28 protein-coding genes and 1 pseudogene are annotated in these 24,213 nt (G+C 64.3%); 28 read left to right on the top strand and 1 reads right to left on the bottom strand.

The window, feature by feature from the left end; genetic code table 11:
* Positions 1–19: 19 nt before the first annotated feature.
* A complete protein-coding gene (locus NKH21_RS09015) occupies positions 20–229 on the bottom strand; it encodes a hypothetical protein (protein ID WP_352864357.1) in 210 nt (69 codons plus the stop codon).
* Positions 230–526: 297 nt separating this feature from the next.
* Between NKH21_RS09015 and NKH21_RS09010 the strand changes: the two genes are divergently transcribed.
* From NKH21_RS09010 to trbJ, 28 genes and pseudogenes are all read left to right on the top strand, one after another.
* On the top strand, positions 527–694 hold the full coding sequence (locus tag NKH21_RS09010) for a hypothetical protein (protein WP_352864354.1): 168 nt from the start codon (positions 527–529) through the stop codon (positions 692–694).
* A gap of 12 nt (positions 695–706) precedes the next feature.
* The gene (locus NKH21_RS09005; protein WP_502911873.1) at positions 707–1,276 is read left to right on the top strand and encodes a hypothetical protein; all 570 of its coding nucleotides are present in this window, start codon (positions 707–709) and stop codon (positions 1,274–1,276) included.
* Positions 1,277–1,864: 588 nt separating this feature from the next.
* The gene (locus NKH21_RS09000) at positions 1,865–2,188 is read left to right on the top strand and encodes a DUF736 domain-containing protein (protein ID WP_352864351.1); all 324 of its coding nucleotides are present in this window, start codon (positions 1,865–1,867) and stop codon (positions 2,186–2,188) included.
* Between the two features lie 188 nt (positions 2,189–2,376).
* Positions 2,377–2,631 (top strand): helix-turn-helix domain-containing protein, encoded by a 255-nt coding sequence (locus NKH21_RS08995; RefSeq protein ID WP_352864349.1) that lies wholly within the window; start codon positions 2,377–2,379, stop codon positions 2,629–2,631.
* A 131-nt stretch (positions 2,632–2,762) separates the two neighbouring features.
* Positions 2,763–3,026 (top strand): DNA -binding domain-containing protein, encoded by a 264-nt coding sequence (locus NKH21_RS08990; protein ID WP_352864346.1) that lies wholly within the window; start codon positions 2,763–2,765, stop codon positions 3,024–3,026.
* Between the two features lie 120 nt (positions 3,027–3,146).
* The gene (locus NKH21_RS08985) at positions 3,147–3,371 is read left to right on the top strand and encodes a transcriptional regulator domain-containing protein (protein ID WP_352864344.1); all 225 of its coding nucleotides are present in this window, start codon (positions 3,147–3,149) and stop codon (positions 3,369–3,371) included.
* Positions 3,372–3,414: 43 nt separating this feature from the next.
* Positions 3,415–3,918, top strand: a complete 504-nt coding sequence (locus NKH21_RS08980) for a DUF2285 domain-containing protein (RefSeq protein ID WP_352864342.1) — start codon at positions 3,415–3,417, stop codon at positions 3,916–3,918.
* Between the two features lie 136 nt (positions 3,919–4,054).
* The gene (locus NKH21_RS08975) at positions 4,055–4,336 is read left to right on the top strand and encodes a helix-turn-helix transcriptional regulator (RefSeq protein WP_352864340.1); all 282 of its coding nucleotides are present in this window, start codon (positions 4,055–4,057) and stop codon (positions 4,334–4,336) included.
* 20 nt (positions 4,337–4,356) lie between these two features.
* Positions 4,357–5,499 (top strand): replication initiator protein A, encoded by a 1,143-nt coding sequence (locus tag NKH21_RS08970; protein ID WP_352864338.1) that lies wholly within the window; start codon positions 4,357–4,359, stop codon positions 5,497–5,499.
* Positions 5,496–6,134 (top strand): ParA family partition ATPase, encoded by a 639-nt coding sequence (gene parA, locus NKH21_RS08965; RefSeq protein ID WP_352864336.1) that lies wholly within the window; start codon positions 5,496–5,498, stop codon positions 6,132–6,134. The genes NKH21_RS08970 and parA overlap by 4 nt, the downstream gene beginning before the upstream one ends.
* Positions 6,131–6,388 carry a hypothetical protein gene (locus NKH21_RS08960; protein ID WP_352864334.1) on the top strand — a complete coding sequence of 86 codons (258 nt, stop codon included), beginning with the start codon at positions 6,131–6,133 and terminating at the stop codon, positions 6,386–6,388. The genes parA and NKH21_RS08960 overlap by 4 nt, the downstream gene beginning before the upstream one ends.
* A gap of 20 nt (positions 6,389–6,408) precedes the next feature.
* On the top strand, positions 6,409–6,903 hold the full coding sequence (locus NKH21_RS08955; RefSeq protein WP_352864572.1) for a DUF2840 domain-containing protein: 495 nt from the start codon (positions 6,409–6,411) through the stop codon (positions 6,901–6,903).
* Positions 6,900–7,445, top strand: coding sequence for a S26 family signal peptidase (locus NKH21_RS08950; protein ID WP_352864332.1), 546 nt, complete (start codon positions 6,900–6,902; stop codon positions 7,443–7,445). Before NKH21_RS08955 ends, NKH21_RS08950 begins: the two co-directional genes overlap by 4 nt.
* A 43-nt stretch (positions 7,446–7,488) precedes the next feature.
* Positions 7,489–7,824 (top strand): DUF736 domain-containing protein, encoded by a 336-nt coding sequence (locus NKH21_RS08945; protein ID WP_352864330.1) that lies wholly within the window; start codon positions 7,489–7,491, stop codon positions 7,822–7,824.
* Between the two features lie 4 nt (positions 7,825–7,828).
* The gene (locus NKH21_RS08940) at positions 7,829–8,584 is read left to right on the top strand and encodes a lytic transglycosylase domain-containing protein (protein ID WP_352864328.1); all 756 of its coding nucleotides are present in this window, start codon (positions 7,829–7,831) and stop codon (positions 8,582–8,584) included.
* Positions 8,585–8,834: 250 nt separating this feature from the next.
* On the top strand, positions 8,835–10,607 hold the full coding sequence (locus tag NKH21_RS08935; protein ID WP_352864326.1) for a relaxase/mobilization nuclease domain-containing protein: 1,773 nt from the start codon (positions 8,835–8,837) through the stop codon (positions 10,605–10,607).
* A gap of 99 nt (positions 10,608–10,706) precedes the next feature.
* Positions 10,707–11,678 carry an NUDIX hydrolase gene (locus NKH21_RS08930; RefSeq protein ID WP_352864324.1) on the top strand — a complete coding sequence of 324 codons (972 nt, stop codon included), beginning with the start codon at positions 10,707–10,709 and terminating at the stop codon, positions 11,676–11,678.
* 66 nt (positions 11,679–11,744) lie between these two features.
* Positions 11,745–12,719 carry a quinolinate synthase NadA gene (gene nadA / locus NKH21_RS08925; RefSeq protein WP_352864322.1) on the top strand — a complete coding sequence of 325 codons (975 nt, stop codon included), beginning with the start codon at positions 11,745–11,747 and terminating at the stop codon, positions 12,717–12,719.
* Positions 12,716–14,257, top strand: a complete 1,542-nt coding sequence (locus tag NKH21_RS08920; protein ID WP_352864319.1) for an L-aspartate oxidase — start codon at positions 12,716–12,718, stop codon at positions 14,255–14,257. Before nadA ends, NKH21_RS08920 begins: the two co-directional genes overlap by 4 nt.
* On the top strand, positions 14,257–15,111 hold the full coding sequence (gene nadC, locus NKH21_RS08915; RefSeq protein WP_352864317.1) for a carboxylating nicotinate-nucleotide diphosphorylase: 855 nt from the start codon (positions 14,257–14,259) through the stop codon (positions 15,109–15,111). The genes NKH21_RS08920 and nadC overlap by 1 nt, the downstream gene beginning before the upstream one ends.
* Before the next feature lie 361 nt (positions 15,112–15,472).
* Positions 15,473–16,246, top strand: coding sequence for an HAD-IIA family hydrolase (locus NKH21_RS08910; protein WP_352864314.1), 774 nt, complete (start codon positions 15,473–15,475; stop codon positions 16,244–16,246).
* A 367-nt stretch (positions 16,247–16,613) separates the two neighbouring features.
* Complete coding sequence (locus NKH21_RS08905) at positions 16,614–18,602, top strand: conjugal transfer protein TraG (RefSeq protein WP_352864312.1); 1,989 nt, start codon at positions 16,614–16,616, stop codon at positions 18,600–18,602.
* A gap of 9 nt (positions 18,603–18,611) precedes the next feature.
* Positions 18,612–19,061 (top strand): ribbon-helix-helix domain-containing protein, encoded by a 450-nt coding sequence (locus tag NKH21_RS08900; RefSeq protein ID WP_352864310.1) that lies wholly within the window; start codon positions 18,612–18,614, stop codon positions 19,059–19,061.
* A gap of 167 nt (positions 19,062–19,228) precedes the next feature.
* Positions 19,229–20,202: pseudogene (gene trbB, locus NKH21_RS08895) on the top strand (P-type conjugative transfer ATPase TrbB).
* On the top strand, positions 20,199–20,528 hold the full coding sequence (locus NKH21_RS08890) for a TrbC/VirB2 family type IV secretion system protein (RefSeq protein WP_352864308.1): 330 nt from the start codon (positions 20,199–20,201) through the stop codon (positions 20,526–20,528). The pseudogene trbB and the gene NKH21_RS08890 overlap by 4 nt, the downstream one beginning before the upstream one ends.
* Positions 20,528–20,809 (top strand): VirB3 family type IV secretion system protein, encoded by a 282-nt coding sequence (locus tag NKH21_RS08885; protein WP_352864306.1) that lies wholly within the window; start codon positions 20,528–20,530, stop codon positions 20,807–20,809. The genes NKH21_RS08890 and NKH21_RS08885 overlap by 1 nt, the downstream gene beginning before the upstream one ends.
* Before the next feature lie 22 nt (positions 20,810–20,831).
* A complete protein-coding gene (trbE, locus tag NKH21_RS08880) occupies positions 20,832–23,288 on the top strand; it encodes a conjugal transfer protein TrbE (RefSeq protein WP_352864304.1) in 2,457 nt (818 codons plus the stop codon).
* Positions 23,285–24,046, top strand: a complete 762-nt coding sequence (gene trbJ, locus NKH21_RS08875) for a P-type conjugative transfer protein TrbJ (RefSeq protein WP_352864301.1) — start codon at positions 23,285–23,287, stop codon at positions 24,044–24,046. Before trbE ends, trbJ begins: the two co-directional genes overlap by 4 nt.
* Positions 24,047–24,213 lie beyond the last annotated feature (167 nt).

The following is a 24,213-nucleotide window of genomic DNA, read 5'->3' as shown; positions in this document are numbered from 1 at the left end:
TTCCAATGAAAACCGGCTTTCAGTCAGGTTTGCCCGTCACCGCGATCCGGGCGGCACGCGAGTAGTGCTCCATTTCGACATCGCCCTCGATCAACTGGTCTAGCAGCGCTTTCATGTCGCTTTGATCCGATGCTGACTGAAACGGCCCCGGCTGTCGCGCGATCGCCAGCACTGCGATGGCCAACGCCTTCTTCACTAAATGCAGATCGCGATCCTTGAATTCTGCCATGACACCAATCCTCCAGAACGATCTGACCGACCATACCCTGCGCCGATTGCAGAAGGGGCAATGGGCCTTCAGGGCTCGTGACAACGACTCCTGGGCAAGTGAACACCACCCCCGCTTCCAAATAGCGCTGATCCTTGGTCCGGCCCATGGCCTGACGCCATCAACCCGTAAAAGGTCCGCTACGCGAGCGTGCGGCCTTGAGGCTTCGCCCCAGCGGTGATTGCGGCCATGGACTGGACACTCGGGCGCCTGTCGCGCGGGGGATGGTCTCCCGCCTCCAAGACAGGAGCCGGAACAATGTCACTCAACGACGCTCACGCCTTCGCCTTCAGCCTCGCCGCAACCCTCATGGTCACCATCATCATCTTTCAGGCCGGCGACGGCAGCCTCGGCGTCATGCCCGCCAGCGAATACGACGGCGATACCGTCGCCATCGTCCACGAAATCGATCCTTTCGCTCCCTGACCGGGAGCGGCCTTGCCGCAGGAGCGGAAGTCCCGCCGGATTTCCGCTCCCGCCGCCGCTCATCTTCGGCTATACTTCAAACCGCGCCGTGGTGGTGGTGGAGGCGCGACCGTCAGACTTTATCTCACGGAGACCACCACCATGATCTTCCTCGGTATCCTTATTTGCATCGCCGGCATCGGATTCCTTTGCTGGCTCCTGTTCACGCTCGCTGTCTACGCGCTTCCGTTCTTCGTAGGCGTGACTGCCGGAATGTGGGCCTACGGCACCGGGGCCGGTCCGATCGGCGCGTTCATCGTCGGCATCGCAGCTGCCGGCGCCACGCTCGCGGTCGGCCAATTCACCTTCACATTCGTGCGCCCGGTCTGGGCTCGTCTTGCGGTCGCTCTCCTCTTTGCCGCACCAGCATCGGTCGCCGGCTATCACGCGACACTTGGTCTTGCGACGCTCGCTGTGCCGTCCGTGGGCTGGCAAATCGTGTTCTCGATCGTCGGCGCGATCGCCGTCGGCATTGCCGCTTGGGTTCGGTTGCTGGCGATGGCACCGCCCGAGCCACCCATGCGAGGGGCCGCTCGCGGCTAGGCGCTGTCCAGAGATTGAGGGCCAGGACAGCGAGGATCACGACCAAGCCGCTCCTCGCTGCGTCAGGGTCACGGACAGAGCTTTCAAGCCCAAGGGGTTCCCACCCGCACGGCACAGATTCGAGCAGTACCCCGTCTGGCTTTGACCGCTATGACGACCTCAAGCGGCCGTCGATCACAGATGCAACGGCGTTCTTCTCCCTGGGAGGCTCATTCCGGTGACATCGCGGATATGGTCGAAAGGCGGGCTGAGCGCCGTAGAGCAACGCCGGCTATTCGAAGTGAACGTTGGTCGCCATGTTCTCGCTTGAGGTCCTCTTGCAGGTCGACCGCTCCAAAACGGCCTCATCAATGGCCTGATCTGACCGAAGGTCGGCTATGCCTCGACCGCCTATGCGGCAATGGCGCCGATCGACTTTCTTCCCCTGCCGGCTGTGCCGTCATTCCTCGCGAGACAACAAAGTCGCCTGGCTGCCATCCTCCGCTGACGCTGCGGTCGCAAGCGATGCCGCGTCGATCGCCTCCGGCCTGCCGATCGCCATCGAGGCCGCAATGGTGCGGGCTCGAGCAGAGATCAAGGAGAACTACCATGGCGACCATCGGCACCTTCAAAAAGTCCGGCAACGAATTCACCGGCGAAATCGTCACCCTGAGCCTTCAGACCAAGAACGTCCGCATCGTCCCCGAGACGCGTCAGGTCGGCGAGAACGCTCCCAGCCACCGTGTCTTCGTCGGCCGCGCCGAGATCGGCGCCGCCTGGTCCAAGACCTCAAACGAGGGCCGCGACTACCTCGGCCTGAAGCTGGACGACCCGAGCTTCAACGCCCCAATCTATGCCAACCTCTTCGACGACGAAGAAGGTGAAGGCTTCAGCCTCATCTGGTCCCGCCCCAGCCGCCGTAACGGCGAGTAGGCCGCCTGAACAATGCCCCGCCCGGACACACCGGGCGGGGCCAGCCTTTTCGGGCGACCGAATCAGTTCGGGCTTAATTGCCCAAAGCCAGCTCCGCGCGGCACTTTTCTCTCGCCATATCACCAAAGAACGACTATTTTAGTCGTAGTTCTGGCGTGCGCATTTAGGTCTGTAGGAGGTGGTCATGCATGATCACCGCCCGACAGACGCGGGCCGCGCGCGCGTTGCTTGGTTGGACGCAGGAGACGCTCGCTGAGAAGGCCCTGGTATCGCTGACCGCGTTGAAGCGCCTTGAGTCCGCGAACGACTTCAAGGTGTACGAGACAACGCGCGATCAGGTGCGCCGGATCCTTGAGAGCAGCGGTATCGTCTTTCTGTCCTCCGACCAAGGGGAAGGAGTGATGCTTGTTCGTGCGAAGATCGATTCCCCCAGTTCGTCCTAGTCTCTCACGGACCGGCGCGGCGATGCGCCGCGCGCATCACCTGATGCCTTCGTGCACTCGCGCATTCACCTGCCAGCCGATACTGCTAACAATGATGCAGACGCTGCGATGACTGGCTGTGGGAGATCGGCGTGACACAAGAAGCGTTTCTGGACCAGCCACCAGAGAGCCAAGAGATCACCAGGTACGATCGCGAGCACATGACGCTATATATTCGCCTGCTTGACGCGGCGGCGGACGGTGCCGACTGGCACGAGGCGGTCTCGATCCTCTTTGGTTTAGATGCTGACCTCGAACCCGAACGAGCCCGCCGCGTCTACGACACCCATCTTGCCCGCGCACGCTGGATGACAGAGCATGGCTACCGCAAGCTTGTTCGCGAGAGCCGTCACTAACTCGACCGCGATGCAGCGCCCGCATCGCGCGTTGTCCACGCGAGGGCTTCCCGAGGTCTTTCGATCCGGCAATCGTGTCGCTCCCAGCATGTACGAGACATGCACGCTTGGAGGACACTGATGCGGCCGGACACATCACAGTGGCGATCCTCGTCGACGTACGACTACCTGGACGACCTCGTCGCCGCCGACCTCGCCTGGGAATGGCTGCGCCGCAATGCCGACTATCAGCGCGATTACGCTGAAGTCGAACATCCCGACGCGGACCGTGAGCGCCTGACGAACATGGTGCGAATGCGCTGGGGGCTGCGATTTCCCTGTCCACCCAACTTTCAGTGCCATTGAGACGGTGGTGTTCTGGGCGCCGGAAACCGATCCGGGCACAGTCATGCTCACAGCGATCCCGGCATTGCCGGGCTTGGACAGCGTTGCGCCACCTGAACTTGATCCGCGCAACGCGCAGCTCGGCCCGGAGGGGCTGAGCACTGTGTACGGCGAGGGTGCCGCCGCCATCCGCCTACTGGTGCTCGGCGATGCTCGGCCCGATCAGCCGCTTGCGGCCCTTGTTCCGCTTGACGCCGACGGCCTCGATCGCATCGACGCCATCACACGGCTCTGGCGGGCGCTGCATAGCCGTCGCGTTTTCCCCGATACCCGCCTGACGGCTCAGCAGCGACGAAGGCTGCGCCACATGCTGCAGGCAGTCGACGGCAGCATGAGCGGCGCGAGCTACCGCGAGATCGCAAACGTCATCTACGGCGCGCCGCGCGTCGCAGCAGATTCCTGGAAGACCTCGGCGCTTCGAGACAGCACCATAGACCTCGTCAAGGACGGCCGCGCCATGATCGCCGGCGGCTATCGCAAGCTTCTGCGCCATCGCCGCAAGTCCTGATACGCTTCGCGCCCCGGCGGGGTGCGAATTTAGCTTGCCCTTCTTCGCCATCCCCCTCGCGGCGCCTCTCCGCCACCGTGGCCTTCGTCCGCCGCTGATCGCCAGCGGCCTCAACGAACCTCTCGGAGGCCCGATCATGTCCGCCAACCTCTCCGGCTTGCCACCACGCTTTCTGCGTACTCCCGAAGCGGCCCGATTCCTGGGTCTGTCCGGCCGCACCCTGGAGAAACACCGGACCTACGGGACCGGCCCCTCCTATCGCAAGCTCGGAGGTCGCGTGGTCTACGCGATCGACGACCTGCAGGCCTGGGCCGACAGGGGCGCCGTCACCTCGACCTCCGATCCTCGCGGCGCCGTCCTCCCCGCAAAGCGCCATGAGGCCGTGACGCCGGTCGTTGCCGGCCGCCACGCCCGCTGACCGTCGCGTCGGTTCCCTCAATGCTGGTGCGCGGTCGCCCTCAGTCTGAACGCGGACAGCTCGAACTGTTCCGTGCGCGCGGCGGCGATCTCGCACCCCGAGACACGCAGGATCTCATGGCATATCCGTTCTTCAGCCTCTCCAAATCCCATCGGACGCAGCCCATTGACTTCTCCGCCGCGGACGTCGTCATTCGCGTCGAGGCCGTGGCCGAGCACGGCATGGCGACCATCTGGGATGCGGATATCCTGATCTGGGCCGCGAGCCAGATCGTCGAGGCGCGCGACGCGGGACTGCGCACGTCGCGCCTCATGGCGGCGACGCCCTACGAAATTCTCACCTTCATCGGACGCGGCGTCGGCGCTCGCGACTACCAGCGTCTCAAGGCGGCACTTGATCGCCTGCAATCGACAACAGTGGCGACGACAATCCGCCAGCCCGCGCAGGGCCGCCGGCACCGCTTCTCCTGGATCAACGAATGGGTCGAGCGCACCGATCATCACGGTCGTCCTGCCGGCATTGAGCTGATCGTTCCCGACTGGTTCTACCAGGCGATCCTCGACGATGCCCTCGTTCTCACCATCGACCGCGATTACTTTTCGCTGACGGGCGGGCTTGACCGCTGGCTCTATCGGCTCGTGCGCAAGCATGGCGGCCGACAGCGCGCCGGCTGGCGCTTCGACTTCCGCCATCTCTACCTGAAGTCCGGTAGCCTCTCACCCTTTAAGCGATTTGCCTTCGAACTGCGCGATATCGTCCGCCGCCAGCCGCTGCCCGGGTACACGCTGTTCATCGAGGTCGAAACTAGCGGCCGGGTGCTGCTCTCCTTCGAGCCGTCTCCTCAAGGAAAGCCTGTGGACGGCCTCGTGCTATCAGGAACCCACACTATCGTGCCATCGGGAACCCGAGGCTCGTGCTATCGGGAACCCAAACAGGGGTTAACGCACTGCACAGCAAGCGAAACTCGCGCACCTAACTTAGAATCTAACACAGAATCTAACTCTTATGCCGCGCGCGGCATCGTCAAAAGCTCTGCCGACGACGGCAATCGCGACGAAACACAGACGTTTCAGCCCCCGATCTTCCCGCATACGTCTTTCAGTAAATCCGGTGTTCCGACACCTGAACTTCCCCTCGAACCTAAGCCGCGAGGGGCAAAATGATCGTAGCGCTCCTCAATCAGAAAGGCGGTGTCGGCAAGACGACGCTGGCGCTGCATCTCGCCGGGCAATGGGCCAGGACGGGAAAGCGTATCACGCTGATCGATGCCGACCCGCAGGGCTCGGCTCTCGATTGGTCGCAGCAGCGCGCCCGGGAAGGTCTGCCAAGGCTGTTCGGGGTTGTCGGGTTGGCGCGCGATACACTGCATCGCGAGGCGCCCGAACTGGCCCGTGGTGCCGATCATATCGTCATCGATGGGCCGCCCCGTGTCGCCGCGCTGATGCGCTCGGCGCTGCTCGCGGCCGATCTTGCGCTTGTCCCGGTTCAGCCATCGCCGTTCGACGGCTGGGCGTCAGCCGAGATGCTGGCGTTGATCCGTGAGGCACGGATCTACCGCCCCGAACTTGCTGCGCGCTTCGTGCTTAATCGCTTCGGCACGCGCACCGTCATCGCTCGCGAAACAGCCGAGACGTTGGCCGATCACGATCCGCCCGTGCTCGCCGCGACCATTGGCCAACGCGTCGCATTTGCCGATTCCGCGCAATCGGGTCGCCTCGTCTTTGAGACAGATGAGGATAGCCCGTCTTCACGCGAGATTGCGGCCTTCGCCGCCGAGATCGGAAGGATCGCGCCATGAATGGGCGATCCCCGAAGCGCGGCTTCACGGCCCGTCCCGGCACCGCCGAGGACTGGATCAAGGAATCCGGGATAGCGCCGCCGGGTCGAAGCAGTGACGGCTCCGCTTTCACCGCCCGGCTGACGATCGACGTCACACCTGAGCTGCGCGGTCGTATCAAGATCGTCGCCTTCCAGCGCGGCCAGACCGTCGCCGACATGCTGCGCGACCTGCTCGCCCGCGAATTTCCCGAGAGCCAAGGAGACACTCCGTGACCCGAAACCAGACGCCTCGTATGCGCGGCGGCCGACAGTCCGACGTTGCCACACCATCCACAACCCTCGTTGAGCTGACCTGGATCGAGAAGCGGATCGAGCACTGGATCAGGTTCGGTCGCAAGATTCACGAGCAGGTTCTCGACCAGCGCCACCGCGTCGTCGGGTTTGCGCCCAACACGACCTTCGCCTTCGTCCGCTGGGCCGCGAATGACTTCGGCACGATCATCTCGCGCATCGACATCCTGCGCACGGTTCGTGACGGCGAACCGTTCCAGACGCTGCCCTTCGTCAGACCAGGCGGCGACATCCTTCTGAAAGTCGACCGTTGGCCGAAGGTCGAGCGCGTGCTGCAGGCCATCGACGCCATTGAGGCGCTCGGCATCGACCCCGTCGATGTCGCGCCCGACCATTGGCGACACGTCCACAACCGTCTCAACGCCGGCCACGAGCCACGCCCCTACACCCGCGAGCGTCATCACGCCTGGCTCCAGCGCCGCAGGGCCGAACCATGACGCGGTTCGGCTACGTCATGACGACCTACTTCGCCGTGCTGGCGATCGGCGGATTGTCCTTCATTCATGTCCCGCCGAAACTGATCTGGAACGCGTCAGCCAGCGCGCCGATCGGTCTCTACAGCATACAGCCAGCCGGACGGATCGAGGTGACCGATCTGGTCGCCATCGACACACCGGAGCCGCTGGCGAGCTTCCTCGCCGACGGCGGCTATCTGCCACGCGGTGTGCCACTGATGAAGCGGGTCGTGGGCCTTCCCGGACAGGAAGTCTGTCGCGACGGCGTGAGTATCACCGTCGATGGCATCGCGATGGGTAAGGCGCTCGAACGCGACCGGCTCGGCCGACCGCTGCCGGTCTGGCAGGGCTGCCGCCGCATCGCCAGCAACGAACTCTTCCTCATGAACTGGGACGTTCGCGACAGCCTCGACGGCCGCTACTTCGGGCCGATTGAGAACAGTTCGATCATCGGCCGCGCGTCGCCACTCTGGACCGATGAGGACGGGACAGGGCGGTACGAGTGGCGCGCTCCAACCCACTGAACACGCCTGAACCGTCAATGACCGCCGCAGAAAGGAGTACGAAATGCCACAGATCGGGGAGTTCACCCGCACGAAGTCCGGATACTCAGGCCACCTCCGCACGCTCAGCCTTGACGTGCAGGTCGCCGTGGTTCCGGCCGAGCCGTCGGACGCCGAGAATGCGCCGGATTATCGCGTTCATCTCGGGGACGGCGACGGTCCGGAGGTTGGTGCGGGCTGGAAGCGTACCGGAGAGAAGGCCGGCGAATACGTCTCGCTGCTGTTCGACGATCCCATCTTCACGCAGCCGATCCGGGCCCACCTGTTCCAATCCGATGCCGACGATGCGTCGTGGTCGCTGCACTGGAACCGTCCACCCAAGCGCGGCGAGCGGGAGTGACGCCATGCCGCTCACTCACCGTCGCTCCACCGCCGGCCTTCCCAAGGTCGCCCGCTTTCTCCTTTCCGGTTTTCTTTCGGTCGCCGCCTTGCCGCCCGCTACAGTCGCGCAAAATGCGCCGATCGAACGGACGGCGGCAGGCGACCCCTACGCTGCTATCATCGCCGAGGCGTCGCGGCGTTTCGACATTCCAAAGACCTGGATACGCGCCGTCATGCGTGCCGAAAGCCATGGCGACGTCCGGGCGATCTCGCCTGCGGGCGCCATGGGGCTGATGCAGATCATGCCCGACACGTGGACGGAACTTCGCCTTCGCCATCATCTCGGCGGCGATCCCTACGGCAAGCGCGACAACATCCTGGCGGGCACGGCATATCTGCGCGAAATGCACGACCGCTATGGCTCCCCGGGCTTCCTCGCCGCCTACAATGCTGGCCCCGGCCGCTACGAGGAATATCTCGCTGGCCGCCGTGCGCTACCAGCCGAAACCCGCGCCTACGTCGCTGCCCTCGCGCCTCTTGTCGGAGGCGGAAAAATCGATCGCCCTTTCGTCGTAGCCGGGGCCGTCGAGCGCAATAACTGGGCGCGCGCAACGCTGTTCGCCGCCCAGTCCGAGCACACGCCGGCTGTCGATCCTGCACCGCGCGATCGTCAGCCCGATGACGCCTCGGCGGCAACTCCCGTGCACGATCTCTCCGCCATCTCGCCCGTTTCCGAAGGCCTGTTCATCGCCCGTCCCAGCACTGGAGGCCCACGATGACGAGTTTCGCGGGATCGCGCGAACCGGCGTGGAATGGCGGAGGGTGGAGGGAATTGCAGGAGAGGCGAGGAAACACGAACTTCGGACGGCAAGATAAAAGGGGCTCGCCGGTCGTCAGCCAAGCCATTGATGTGGCTTGGTTTCCGGCGTGCCTGTCGGTCGGGGCGCGTGCCGCGCTTGAGGATTTTGTGAACTATTTCAAAGTGGTTTCCGGCACTGTCCGGCTAACGCCCCTGTTGGCGGGATAGCCATGAGCGAGGGCGACAGCGACTTTCGCCTCCGGCCAGGACGCATCCGCAGCACCCGCGCGCCGAAGGCGAAGAGCTTCGTCAACCAGGTGCTGCGCGCGGCCAAACGTGCTGGCCACACCGATGGCGCGTCCAGTTCGGCACCGAGGAACGGCCGCTCGCCCGTTCTGGGGCGCTCAAGCTTCGGCCGCGGCCGGATCAGCTTCAGCCGGAACCGGCTCTTCTCGTCCAGTCGTCGTGTCGTCGTCGCCGCGCGAATTGCCCGGCATTCCGGCAAGGCGTTTCGCTCCGCGCCGCTCGCCGCACACCTGTCCTATCTCAAGCGCGACGGCGTGACTCGCGCCGGCGAAAAGGCGGTGATGTTCGACGCCGGCAGCGAACGAGCCGATGACATGGCCTTCTCCCAGCGCTCCAAGGATGACCGGCATCATTTCCGCTTCATCGTCTCGCCTGAGGACGCCGGCGAGATGATGGACCTTCGCGCCTTCACGCGCGACCTTGCCAAGCAGATGGAAGCCGACCTTGGTTCACGGCTCGATTGGGTCGCTGTCGATCACTGGAACACCGACAACCCGCACGTCCATCTTTTGGTGCGAGGCGTCGACGACACCGGCGCGGATCTCGTGATCTCGCGCGACTACATTAGCCGTGGCCTGCGCTCCCGCGCCGAGGAACTGGTGTCGATCGAACTCGGACCCCGACCCGAGCACGAAGTCCGCAACGCCCTGGAGAAGGAGATCACTGCCGAGCGCTGGACGCGGCTCGATGTGGAGATCCGCATTGCCGCCGACGAGACCGGGTACATCGACCTGCGCCCCGAGGCGACCGGCGCCGCCGATCCAGAGACCCGCCGCCTGATGATCGGCCGGATCCAGCATCTGGAAAAGATGGGCCTGGCCACTCCGGCTAGTTCTGGCGAATGGATGGTCGGTCTTGAAGCCGAACGCTCACTCCGGGAGCTCGGATTGCGCGGCGACATCATCAAGACGATGCACCGCGCCTTCACCGAGCTCCGGCAGGATCGCGGCATCGCCGACTATGTGATCGACTCTGGCGCGAGGGGCGCGCCCATCATCGGCCGGCTGGTGGACAAAGGCCTTCAGAACGAGTTGACCGGTGAGGCTTACGCCGTCATCGACAGCACCGACGGACGTGCGCATCACGTCAGGTTCCGTGGCATCGAGGCATTTGAGCACTCGCCGCCGATTGGCGGCATCGTCGAGGTGCGCCGCTTCGGCGGGGCGGAGGACGAACGGCCGACGCTTGTGCTCGCCAACCGCTCGGACTTCGACCTCAACCGCCAGATCACCGCACCGGGGGCGACGTGGCTCGATCATCGGCTGGTCGAACGCGAACCAATGCCGCTGGCGATGGGCGGGTTCGGCCGCGAGGTGCGCGACGCCATGACAGCTCGTGCAGACCATCTCGCCGAGGAGCGCCTCGCCCGACGACAGGGCCAGCGCATCATCCTGCAGCGCGACCTCCTCAATACGCTGAGTCGCCGAGAGTTGGATGCCACCGCCGCGCGGCTCTCGGCCGAAACCGGCCTGTCTCACATGAAGGCGGCCGCCGGCGAGAATGTCGGCGGAGTCTATCGCCAGCGCCTGACGCTCACGTCTGGCCGCTTCGCGATGATCGACAACGGCCTCGGCTTCCAGCTCGTGCCGTGGTCGCCTCCGCTCGAAAGAAGACTTGGTCAGACCATCGCCGGCGTCGCCAGGGATGGAGGCGGCATTCAATGGAGCTTCGGCCGGAAACGTGCTTTGGGACTCTAGTGCCGCGCGGAACGTTGACGGGCGGCAGGCGGCGGTCCACCCTTCACTCAGGTTGGTCCTCTCGGGGCGACTTGATAATCGGAATGCCTTCAACCCCCTATGCAAGACAAGACAACACTGGCGAAGAAACAGACCGGAAGAAGCGGGCGAAGCCAGGCGGTCAGCGCAGATCTGATCGCCGTTGTGATCGCCGTCACTGATGGCAAGCCACGCGTGCTCACCGTTGGCCAGGCAAGTGCCTTGCCTTCGGGCCCGTTTGAACTCGGCCATCGTTCCTTGCAGTCGGGTTTGAGAGCATGGGTGGAACGGCAGACCGGCCATCCCCTGGGTTATATCGAACAGCTCTACACGTTCGCCGACCGTGATCGGATAGGCGAAGAGCATGTGCAACGGGTGATCTCGATCAGCTATCTCGGCCTGACGCGCGAAGAGCAGGCCGAAAGGTCCGCAGTGCACGGCTGGCGAGGCTGGTACGACTATTTTCCATGGGAAGATCACCGCGCAGGCGTGCCGCCCATCCTGGCCGATGTCCTCATGCCCAGACTTTTGGCCTGGGCCGACGGAGCCGAAAATATGAACATGCGCCGTGATCGCCGGCAGCGCGTGGCCTATGCCTTCGGCCTGGATGGTCGGAACTGGAACGAGGAACTTGTCCTGCAGCGATACGAACTGCTTTATGAAGCCGTGCTGGTAGCGGAGGCCACACGTGGCGGGGACAACGGCAGTCCGCCGTCCATCCCCGGTCGGTCGATGATTGTCGATCACCGCCGCATTCTGGCAACGGGGATCGCCAGGCTTCGCACCAAGATCAAATACCGCCCCGTCGTGTTCGAGCTGATGCCGCCGGCATTCACCCTGCTGCAATTGCAGCGCACTGTCGAAGCGCTTGCCGGGAGGCTGATCCACAAGTCGAATTTCCGGCGGCTCATCGAGCAGCAGGATCTTGTAGAGGAAGCGGGGGGGACGACAGCCGAAACCGTCGGACGGCCTGCCAAGCTCTTCCGCTTTCGTCATGCTGTCCTCGACGAGCGGGCGGCCGCCGGGACGAAATTACCCCTGTCGCGGACTTGACTCTATTTATCCTCAGAGTGAGTATATGCCTTAGTTATACTCACTCTGAGGATAAGGGTGCCGGACATGCACAACGCCTCGACGCGCACAGCCGCGCTCTACGACCGGGTGCGACGGGTCATCCCACCGATCGAGTGGCCGGCATTCACCGACGATATCGACGCCATCCTTGATCTGAAGCGGCAGCGGAATGCCGTCATCCTGGCGCACAACTACCAAACGCCGGAGATCTTCCACTGTGTCGCCGACATCGTTGGCGACAGCCTGGCGCTTGCCCGCAAGGCGATGTCGGTCGAAGCGGACGTCATTGTGCTGGCCGGCGTGCATTTCATGGCCGAGACGGGGAAACTGCTCAATCCGCAAAAGACGGTGCTCATTCCCGACATGGAGGCCGGCTGCTCGCTGGCGGACTCGATTACCGCCGAGGATGTCCGTCTGCTTCGGCAGCGCTATCCGGGCTTGCCGGTCGTCACATATGTCAACACATCGGCCGGGGTGAAGGCCGAGTCCGATATATGCTGTACCTCAGGCACTGCGAAAGCCGTCGTGGAGTCGCTGGGTGTTTCTCGGGTCATCATGCTGCCGGACGAGTATCTGGCCCAGAACATCGCCGCGCAGACCGACGTGCAGATCATCGCCTGGAAAGGGCATTGCGAGGTGCATGAGCGCTTCACGCCTGCCGACATTCGCCAGTTGCGCGAGGACCATCCCGGCGTGACGGTGCTGGCGCATCCCGAATGTCCGCCCGAAGTGGTGGCCGAAGCGGATTTCTCCGGCTCGACCGCGGCCATGTCCGACTATGTCGGGCGGCAAAAGCCGCCCCGCGTCGTGCTAATGACGGAGTGTTCCATGAGCGACAATGTCGCGGTCGACCACCCCGAAGTCGAGTTCATCCGCCCCTGCAATTTGTGCCCGCACATGAAGCGGATAACGCTCGCCAACATCCGTACAGCGCTCGAGCAGAACCGCCATGTCGTAACCATCGAGCCCGAGATTGCCGGGCGTGCGCGTCTGGCCGTCGAGCGGATGCTGGCGGTATGAGCATGGACGTCCGCGATCTCGCCGGCCGATCGGTCATCATCGGCGGCGGCATAGCCGGACTGGTGACTGCGCTGCATCTGGCGCACGAGCCGGTGCTTCTGCTGTCGAGATCGCCGCTTGGCGCGGACGCGTCGAGTGCGTGGGCGCAGGGCGGACTTGCCGCCAGCCTGGGCGACGATGATGAACCAGCGCTCCATCTTTCCGATACGCTCGCCGCAGGCGACGGCCTTTGCGATGCGGAAGCAGCAAGGCGCATCGTGTACGCGGCGCCTGCCGCGATCGAGGATCTGGCGCGCCTTGGGGTTCGCTTCGATCGGACACCCGAAGGAGCTCTGCGTCTCGGGCTGGAAGCCGCGCATGGCCGGCGGCGCATCGTTCATGCCGGGGGTGACGGCAGCGGACGGGAGCTCATGCGCGCACTTGTCGCCGCCGTGCGCTCCACGCCGACAATAGAGGTTGTCGAGGGCATCGAAGCACGCCGGCTGGCCGTGGAGGACGGCAGGATCACTGGCGTGCTGGCGAGTTGCTCGACAGGTCCGGTGTTTCTCGCCATGGGACGGGTCGTTCTCGCCACTGGCGGGATCGGCGGGCTGTTCCATGACACGACAAACCCGCTGGGCAGTTGGGGACAAGGCCTGGCGCTCGCAGCATGTGCCGGTGCAACCCTTGCCGACCTCGAGTTCATCCAGTTCCATCCGACAGCGCTTGATGGGTCGGAACGCCCCATGCCGCTCATCAGCGAGGCGGTCCGCGGCGAAGGCGCAACAATCGTCGACGAAACAGGCCGACGTTTCCTCGTCGGCGTGCGAGGTGCGGAACTCGCGTCGCGCGACGTTGTGGCGCGCGCCGTCTGGAGGCATCTTGCCGACGGCCATCACGTCTTCCTCGACGTACGCGAAAAGCCAGGCGCGACATTCGCGCAGCATTTTCCGACGATCGCGTCAGCCTGCAGCAAGGCCGGCATCGATCCGACGCGTGACCTCATTCCCATCCGGCCTGCCCAGCACTATCACATGGGTGGCGTCGCCGTGGATCTGGCCGGGCGCACGTCCATTCCGGGACTTTGGGCTTGCGGCGAAGTCGCCTCAACCGGGCTGCACGGCGCCAACCGGCTTGCCAGCAACTCGCTGACCGAGGCCGTCGTTTGCGCTCGCTGGGTTGCCGAAAGCATCGCCGGGTCGTCTGACGGCGGTGGAAAGCGAGCGATGGCACTTGACCTACCCGCGCCAGATCCAAGGCCAGTGCGCCCTCTCCTGTCACGTGCCCTTGGCGTCACGCGGGATGGCGAAGGGTTGAAAGAGGCTGCGCGCGCCTTGCTGCCCCTGTTGCAGCCGCACGACGCAGCGTCCGATCCCGCCGCCGTCGGGCTGATGATCACCATTGCCGCCTTGCTGCGCCGGGAAAGCCGCGGTGCTCATTTCCGGACGGACTTCCCCCTCCATGCCGCCGTCGCCCGCCGCTCCCAAATCACACTCGACGCGGCCATGGCCGCAGCGCGGGAACTTGCATCCTCCCCAACGCTGGAAAGCGTCCTGTGATGAACCTGCCACCACTTCCCGCAATCATGCTAGAGCCTCTGGTACGGGCAGCTCTGCTCGAAGACCTCGGCAGGGCCGGCGACCTGACCTCGGATGCGGTCGTACCGAAGGACCATCATGCGACAACCGTGCTGACAGCCCGCCAGGCCGGAACTGTCGCCGGGCTCGATCTGGCGATGCTCGCCTTCCGGCTCATCGACCAGAACGTCGACATGAAGGTGGAGCGTGCGGACGGCAGCGAAGTCGCGCCCGGAGAGATCATTGCATCGGTGTGCGGTTCGGCCCGGGCCATACTCACGGCGGAGCGGACGGCGCTCAATTTTCTCTGTCATTTGAGCGGTATCGCCACGGCGACGGCATCGGTCGTCGCCGCGGTTCGCGACCATGGCGCAAAGATCGTCTGCACGCGCAAGACGACCCCCGGATTGCGGGCTGTAGAAAAATACGCCGTGCGCGCCGGTGGCGGCGCCAACCACCGCTTCGGCCTCGACGACGCCATCCTGATCAAGGATAACCACATCGCCATCGCCGGCGGTATCCGCCCGGCAATAGAACGCGCGCGAAGCAGCGTCGGCCATCTCGTCAAGGTCGAAGTCGAGGTCGATACTCTGGCCCAGCTGGAAGAGGCGCTGGCGCTCACTCCGGACGCCGTCCTGCTCGACAACATGTCGGTCGACGAGCTTCGTCGGGCGGTGGCGTTGGTTGCCGGCCGGGCGATTACCGAGGCGTCGGGCAGGATCACCGCCGCGACGGCGCCAGCCGTCGCCGCGACTGGCGTCGATCTGATTTCCATCGGCTGGTTGACCCACAGCGCCCCGATCCTCGATATCGGGCTCGACTACCGGGAGCTTTGATCTTCGGGCCTGAGTATCGGCGGTTGACTGGCCCCTAACCCCGCCATTCACTATCCTCAGTGGCACGGACCCTTCACGAGTGCTGGATGGCAGGAGTTGGCCGATCGCGGTCTGTCTATCGCCGACGCGTCGCGCATGTGCGCAAGCATCCGTGCAACGGCTGAGCCAGTGCGCCTGGCGACCGGACTAGGTCGGCCCTTTTTTCACGCTGCGACGTCCTATTGCCGCATGAGCGATTGGGTGCCCTTCCCACATCGTTCTCAATGGGTATTTTGCCGGCACTCTTGCGACTTACCGCGCGCGTGACACGGCACATGCTCAAGCCGCGCATCCACCCAAAGGCATCGATGGTTGAGAGACGATGATCATAGCGCACCTTCTCGACATGGACGGGGTTCTGGTCCGCGGCGGCCAACCGATTGAAGGCTCGATCGACTATGTCGCGGCGCTGATTGCCACTGGCAAGCCGTTTCAAATCTTCACTAACAACTCTCGCTTTACGCCGGAAGATCATGCCGAGCGTCTCAGAGCAGTTGGCTTCCCCGTAACCCCTGAACACATCTACACCTCGGCATTGGCTACCGCGCGGTTCGTCGAGTTGCAAAAGCCAGGATCATCCGCCTATGTCATCGGCGACCACGGGATGGTCGAGGCCCTGCGCAGCGCAGGCTGCCGGATCACGGAGTATGGGCCGGATTTTGTGGTCCTCGGGGACACCACTTCATATCACTACGAACAAATCGCCACTGGCGCCGAGCTTGTGGCAAAGGGAGCGTGGTTTCTTGCCACCAATCCGGATGCGACCGGCCCGACAGAGCGCGGGTTCCATCCGGCATGCGGCGCGGTTGCAGCACTCATCGAGAAGGCTACCGGCCGCCAGCCCTACTTCGTTGGGAAGCCGAACCCATTCATGATGCGAAGTGCGCTCGACCGGCTAGGAGTTGGTGCGGCCGATACGATTCTGGTCGGTGACAGAATGGATACGGACGTGGTCGCCGGATTGGAATCGGGCCTGAAGACAGCGCTTGTACTTACTGGTGTGAGCACGCGGGCTGACATGGATCGGTTTCCATTCAGACCGGATCACGTGATCGAGCGCCTCGCCGATCTTGGCGAGGTCATCATGATGGAATGACACTCTCACGGGACGCTGGATGGCTGCCACCACCAACGTCGCGAACGAATACAACCACCCAACGTTCGATAATAGGAGATAGAAGCGATCAAGACTTCTCGTCGACGGGGAAGGTTGCCCTGCCGGTTTTTCGTGCCGAAACAGGACGTCTGATCGACTATCAAACAGGACGCCTCATAAGTGCGAGCGTCCACTGCCTTCGCCGGCGGATGAGGGACCTAGGGCCGCCCGCCGCCGTCGCCTGCCTGCTCTTTCTCCTGTATATGTTCTCTAGTCTCGCCGGGACTGCGACCCGCGACGATGACGCCTTGCAATCGTCTGCCCTGAGCACCGACCTTGATGGCATTTGCTGTCGAGGAACTTGCTATTGTCCGCCACGAAAATCCTCTGGGGCCAGATCACTGTCGTCTTCCTGATCGTGCTCGTCACGACCTGGTCGGCGACGCAATGGACGGCGTGGAGGCTCGGCTTCCAGTCACAGCTCGGCACACCGTGGTTCGAACTGGCGGGCGTTCCGCTCTATTACCCGCCGGCCTTTTTTTGGTGGTGGTACTTCTACGACGCTTATGCGCCGCCGATCTTCGTCGAGGGCGCATTCATCGCGGCCTCTGGAGGCTTCATCTCCATCGCCGTGGCGATCGGCATGTCGGTCTGGCGGGCGCGCGAGGCGAAAAACGTCGAGACCTACGGCTCGGCGCGTTGGGCGAAACCGAATGAGATCAAGTCGGCCGGATTGCTCGGCCCTGACGGCGTAGTGCTCGGCAAACTCGATCGCGACTACCTACGGCACGACGGGCCGGAACATGTGCTGTGCTTCGCACCGACAAGAAGCGGCAAAGGCGTCGGCCTCGTCGTGCCATCTCTTCTCACCTGGCCGGGCTCGGCGATCGTCCACGATATCAAAGGGGAAAACTGGCAGCTCACGGCAGGATTTCGCGCCACGCATGGGCGGGTGTTGCTGTTCGATCCCACGAACGCGAAGTCCTCCGCCTACAACCCGCTCCTCGAGGTGCGGCGTGGCGAGTGGGAAGTGCGCGACGTCCAGAATGTCGCCGACGTGCTGGTCGATCCCGAGGGGTCGCTCGAGAAGCGGAATCATTGGGAGAAGACTAGCCACTCTCTTCTCGTCGGAGCGATCCTGCATGTCCTCTACGCCGAACCCGACAAGACGCTAGCCGGCGTCGCTGGATTCCTGTCGGACCCCGAGCGGCCAATCGAGACCACGCTGGCTGCGATGATGACAACACCGCATCTCGGAGAAGGCGGTCCGCATCCCGTGGTCGCCTCCACAGCACGCGAGCTACTGAACAAATCCGACAACGAGCGGTCAGGCGTGCTCTCCACCGCGATGTCGTTTCTCGGTCTGTATCGCGATCCCGTCGTTGCCGAGGTGACGAGCCGCTGCGACTGGCGGATTGCTGACCTCGTTGCCGACCCAAGGCCGGCGACCCTCTACCTTGTTGTGCCGCCCTCCGACATTTCGCGCACGAAGCCGCTCATCCGGTTGGTGCTCAATCAGATCGGCCGGCGCCTGACCGAAGATCTTCATGCGAAGGACCGACGTCACCGTGTCCTGATGATGCTCGACGAATTTCCGGCCCTCGGCCGGCTCGATTTCTTCGAGAGCGCTTTGGCGTTCATGGCGGGTTACGGCCTGAAAGCCTTCCTCATCGCGCAATCGCTGAATCAGATCGAGAAAGCCTACGGCGCCAATAACTCGATACTCGACAACTGCCATGTCCGGGTAAGCTTCGCGACCAATGACGAGAGGACGGCCAAACGCGTTTCGGACGCTCTCGGCACCGCCACCGAGATGAAAGCGATGAAGAACTATGCCGGGCACCGCCTGTCGCCCTGGCTTGGGCATCTGATGGTTTCGCGCTCGGAAACGGCGAGGCCCCTGCTCACGCCAGGCGAAGTGATGCAACTCCCGCCCAGCGACGAGATCGTCATGGTGGCCGGTACCCCGCCGATCCGTGCAAAGAAGGCCCGTTACTACGAGGACGAACGGTTCAAGGAACGTTTGCTGCCGCCCCCCGATCCGGCAAAGAGTGTCTGGTCAGAACGCAAGGACAACTGGTCGCCGCTTGCCCCGCAGAGGCCTTCCCCGATGCTCCTGGCCGACGCGGACAAGGAACAGGACGCGGCCAATGGCGGCCTTCGCCGCGAACCCGAGCTGCCGGATCACGTCGCCATCGCCAGGGAGAACAGCGGACTGAGGCCGCAGGAAGAGTTCGCCATCATCGATGACGACGAGCCGGAAGACACCGCCCGCCAAGGCCGCATCCTGCGCCAGCAGATGCGCGGGGTCGCCCGCCAGGTTGCGCTTGACCCCAATGATGGCATCGAGATGTGAGGCTGGATCATGCGCGACCGGATGAACGTCTATTTTCCGCCTGCAATGTTGAGAGAGATCGCTGAACTTGCCGATCGCAAGAAGCTCTCCCGCTCGGCGATTGTCGAGGCTGCGGTCACCTCCTTCCTGTCGCCGGATGGCGCCGACCGGCGCGAGGCGGCATTCACCCGACGCCTCGATCGGCTCTCGCGACAGGTACAACGCATGGAACGCGATCTCGGCGTGACCGCGGAGACCCTGGCACTGTTCGTCCGCTTCTGGCTCACCATCACGCCGCCGCTCCCGAACGACGCCCAGGCCGCTGCCCAGATCAAGGGCCGTGAGCGATTCGAGGGGTTCATTGAAGCGCTGGGCCGGCGCCTGCAAAAGGGACAAAGTTTTCTTCGGGAGATTCCCGACGACATCGGCGGCGTCACGTCGCCTGAAGAGCCGTCGAGTCTGCCAATGAAGGCTGAATAGTCGTCGCGAAGCGGATTCCAAGTATTCCGACGACCCGCCGTTTCCCTGTGTCTGCACGCTAGGCTACGACGCCGCATTGTTGGTGTTGCCAGGTCCAAATTCCTGCCTCTTCTAATCATCCCCAAGCCACGGCCGCCTTTGCGGTTCGTTGGCAAAAAGGGGACGACATGGCGATTTCCTACCAGCACTCGGAGGCGTCCAGCCGTGGCGCGCGCATGTTACGCACAGCGCTGGGCTCGGCGATTGCTGGATTTCTGGAAGATCCCGAAATCGTCGAGGTGATGCTCAACCCCGACGGGCGGCTCTGGGTCGACCGTCTTTCGCATGGGCTCGCCTTCACGGGCGAGAATCTGTCGTTTGCCGACGGCGAGCGCATCGTCCGTCTCGTCGCCCACCATGTCGGCGCCGAGGTCCATTCCGGCCGCCCACGCGTCTCCGCCGAGTTGCCCGACGATTCGAGGGGCTTCTGCCACCTGTCGTATCAGCCCCGACCTTTGCAATCCGCAAGCCAGCGGTCGCCGTCTTCACCCTTGGCGACTATGTGGCCGCCGGCATCATGACGGCCGACAACGCCGAATTGCTGCGCGCAGCCGTCACGGCCCGCAAGAATATTCTCGTCGCGGGTGGCACCTCGACCGGCAAGACCACGCTCACCAACGCGCTGCTCGCCGAGGTCGCCAAGACCGGCGATCGCGTGGTGCTCATCGAGGACACTCGCGAGTTGCAATGTGCCGCGCCGAACCTGGTAGCGCTGCGCACCAAGGATGGCGTCGCCTCGCTCTCCGATCTCGTCCGCTCGTCGCTGCGTCTGCGGCCTGACCGAATTCCAATCGGCGAGGTGCGTGGGGCCGAGGCACTCGACCTGCTCAAAGCGTGGGGTACCGGACATCCTGGTGGCATCGGCACCATCCATGCCGGGACCGCCCTCGGCGCGCTCCGCCGGATGGATCAGCTCATCCAGGAAGTCGTCGTCACCGTGCCGCGCGCGCTGATCGCCGAGACCATCGACCTGGTGGCCGTACTTTCCGGTCGCGGCTCGCACCGCCGTCTTGCCGAACTGGCTGGGGTCGAGAGCTTGGGCCCGACCGGCGACTACGTCATCACCCCCGCAACGATCGAGCCCCAAGGAGACCGTCCATGATCCGCCATGCCCTTAATTTCCGCCGTCACGTCGCGACAGTGACCTTTGCCACCTACGCTACGTTGATGCTGTCGCCCGCCCATGCCGCCGGTTCCTCAATGCCGTGGGAAGCGCCTCTTCAGTCGATCCTCGAATCCGTCGAAGGGCCCGTCGCCAAGATCATGGCGGTGATCATCATCATCGTGACCGGCCTGACGCTCGCCTTCGGCGACACCTCAGGCGGCTTCCGCAGGCTGATCCAGATCGTGTTCGGGCTGAGCATCGCCTTCGCGGCCAGCTCCTTCTTCCTGTCGTTCTTCTCCTTCGGCGGCGGGGCACTCGTCTGATGGCAGCCATCCTCGACACTGGCACCGACGTTCCGGGCTTCACCGCCCCCGTCCACCGCGCGCTGACCGAACACATCCTGCTCGGCGGCGCGCCGCGGGCGGTCGCCATCCTGAACGGCACGCTGGCTGCGGCGCTCGGTCTCGGCCTGCGGCTCTGGCTTGTCGGCCTGATGCTCTGGGCGATCGGCCATTTCGCAGCGGTCTGGGCGGCCAAGCGGGACCCGATGTTCGTCGACGTGGTGCGCCGGCATCTGCGCATTCCCGGCCATCTGAACGTCTGAAGCGAAGGATCAAGAGTCGGCCATGATGAACCTTGCCGAATATCGCCGAACATCTTCCCACCTGGCCGACTTCCTGCCCTGGGTCGCCCTCGTCGGCGAAGGCGCGGTTCTGAACAAGGACGGCTCCTTCCAACGGACCGCACGCTTTCGCGGGCCGGATCTCGAATCGTCGGTGCCGGCCGAGCTGGTCGCGGTTGCAGGCCGTCTGAACAATGCCTTCCGCCGCCTCGGCTCCGGCTGGGCGATATTTGTCGAAGCCGCGCGGCTGCCGGCACAGCGCTATCCCGAGAGCCGGTTTCCCGACGCGGCGTCCGCACTCGTCGACGCCGAACGCAAAGCCGACTTCGAGGAAGAGGGCGTGCACTACGAGTCCAGCTTCTACCTGACCTTCCTCTATCTGCCGGCGGCCGAGGACGCCGCGCGCGCAGAGAGCTGGCTCTACGAGGGCAAGGCGCAAGGCGGCGTCGATGTCCGCGCCATCCTGCGCGGCTTCATCGAACGCACTGACCGTGTCCTCCAACTCGTCGAAGGCTTCATGCCCGAAAGCACATGGCTCGATGACGCCGACACGCTGACCTACCTCCACTCGACGGTCTCGACGAAACGCCACCGCGTCCGCGTGCCCGAAATCCCGATGTATCTTGACGCACTGCTTGCGGATCAGCCGCTGACCGGTGGCCTCGAGCCGCGGCTCGGCACGGCGCACCTGCGCATTCTCACCATCGTCGGGTTCCCGACCTCAACAACACCCGGCATCCTCGACGAGCTGAACCGGCTGGCCTTTCCGTATCGCTGGTCGACACGCGCAATCATGCTCGACAAGACCGACGCGACGAGGCTGCTGACCAGGATTCGTCGGCAGTGGTTCGCCAAGCGCAAGTCGATCGCCGCCATCCTCAAGGAGGTGATGACCAACGAGGCATCGACGCTCGTCGACAGCGATGCCGCGAACAAGGCGGCCGACGCCGATCTCGCGCTCCAGGAACTCGGCTCCGACCTGATCGGGCAAGCCTTTGTCACGGCGACTGTCACCGTCTGGGACGACGACCCCCGCATTGCTGACGAGAAGCTGCGCCTTGTCGAGAAGGTCATCCAGGGCCGGGACTTCACTGCGATGGCCGAGACGATCAACGCGGTCGACGCTTGGCTCGGCAGCTTGCCCGGCCAAGTCTACGCCAACGTCCGGCAGCCACCGATCTCCACACTCAATCTCGCCCACATGATCCCGCTCTCGGCGGTGTGGGCGGGGCCGGAACGGGACGAGCATCTTGCAGCGCCCCCCCTGCTCTTCGGAAGGACCGAAGGCTCGACCCCGTTCCGGTTTTCTCTTCATGTCGGCGACGTTGGCCATACCCTCGTCGTCGGTCCGACCGGCGCCGGCAAGTCGGTTCTGCTGGCGCTGATGGCCTTGCAGTTCCGGCGGTACGAACGCGCTCAGGTCTTCGCGTTCGACTTCGGCGGTTCGATCCGCGCGGCCGCACTGGCCATGGGCGGCGACTGGCATGACCTCGGCGGGGACCTGACCGACGGCGCCGCGGCGTCCGTCTCGCTCCAACCGCTCGCGCGTATCCATAATACACCCGAGCGCTCCTGGGCGGCAGACTGGATCGTGGCGATCCTGATGCGCGAGAGCGTCGCCATTACCCCGGAGGTGAAGGAACATCTCTGGTCGGCGCTGACCTCGCTTGCGTCGGCCCCAGTCGAGGAACGCACGCTGACCGGCATCTCCGTATTGCTACAATCATCGGCTCTGAAGCAAGCCCTTCGACCTTATTGTGTCGGCGGACCGTACGGCCGGCTGCTCGACGCCGAGACGGAGCGGCTCGGCGAGGCCTCCGTGCAGGCCTTCGAGACCGAGGGGCTGATCGGCACGGGCGCGGCGGCGGCCGTACTCTCCTATCTGTTCCACCGCATCGAGGACCGGCTCGACGGTCGGCCTACCCTGCTGATCGTCGATGAAGGCTGGCTCGCTCTGGATGACGAGGGATTTGCTGGCCAGCTCCGCGAATGGCTAAAGACGCTGCGCAAGAAGAACGCCAGCGTCGTCTTCGCCACGCAGTCACTCTCCGACCTCGACCGCAGCGCGATTGCACCTGCCATCATCGAGAGCTGCCAGACGCGGCTGCTGTTGCCGAACGAGCGCGCGATCGAGCCGCAGATCACGGCGATCTATCGGCGCTTCGGCCTTAACGACCGCCAGATCGAGATCCTCGCGAGGGCCACCCCGAAGCGTGACTACTACTGCCAGAGTCGCCGCGGCAACCGCCTGTTCGAGCTGGGTCTCGGCGAAGTGGCCTTCGCCTTCACCGCCGCCTCGTCCAAGACCGACCAGGCCGCGATCGAGCGCGTCCTAGCCGATGCCGGTCGTGATGGCTTCGTGCCGGCATGGCTCCGGGCCCGCGGCGTCGCGTGGGCCGCTGACCTCATCCCCAATCTGACCAACCTCAGTTCCCAAGTCCAGCAGGAGGCCCAACCATGACTATCCGTTCCCGTTCGCTTGCCGCACGCATTGCGGCGGCTCTCGCGACAGCACCTCTCTCGCTGTCGCCGATGATCACGACATCGGCCCACGCCTTCATCGTTTTCGATCCGACGAACTATGGGCAGAACGTCCTTCAGGCCGCCCGCGCACTCGAGCAAATCACCAACCAGATCACCTCGCTCCAGAACGAAGCCCAGATGCTGATTAACCAGGCCCGCAACCTTGCGAGCCTGCCTTACTCCTCGCTCCAGCAGCTTCAACAGTCGGTCCAGCGTACCCAGCAACTGCTGACACAGGCGCAGAACATCGCCTTCGACGTCCAGCAGATCGACCAGGCGTTCCAGACGACCTACGGCAATGCCTCGCTCTCGGCCTCGGACCAGCAGTTGATCGCTGGCGCACGCGAGCGTTGGCAGAACACCGTCGGCGGCCTTCAGGACGCCATGCGTGTCCAAGCCGGGGTCGTCGGCAACATCGACACCAATCGAACCCAGATGTCCGCGCTTATCGGGCAGAGCCAGGGCGCCACCGGCGCGCTGCAAGCGGCGCAGGCCGGCAACCAGCTTCTCGGCCTTCAGGCGCAGCAGTTCGCCGACCTGACTGCCGTGGTCGCCGCGAACGGCCGGGCGCAAGCGCTTCAATCGGCTGAGCAGGCCGCGGCCGCCGAACAGGGCCGCGAGCAGCGCCGCCGGTTCCTGACACCGGGCGCCGGCTACCAGCCGGGCAACGTCCGCATGTTCCAGAACGGCGAATGAGGGCAACGTCATGGACGGAAAGATGCTCGCCCGGCTGGGCGCGGTTGTGTTCGTCGCGGGGGGCGGGGCCCGGCCCCCCGGCGGAAGGAAACCCAAAGCAGAAAAAAAAAAGCACCCCCACAACAGGGCAAAAGGGGGGCCACAAACCCCCAGCGAGGGCGCGGGGG

It is taken from the genome of Mesorhizobium sp. M1329 (assembly GCF_040318035.1).
In the GTDB taxonomy this organism is placed as follows: domain Bacteria; phylum Pseudomonadota; class Alphaproteobacteria; order Rhizobiales; family Rhizobiaceae; genus Mesorhizobium.
Note: the sequence above shows the minus strand (reverse complement) of the source record. Positions and strands in the feature narration are given on the sequence as shown.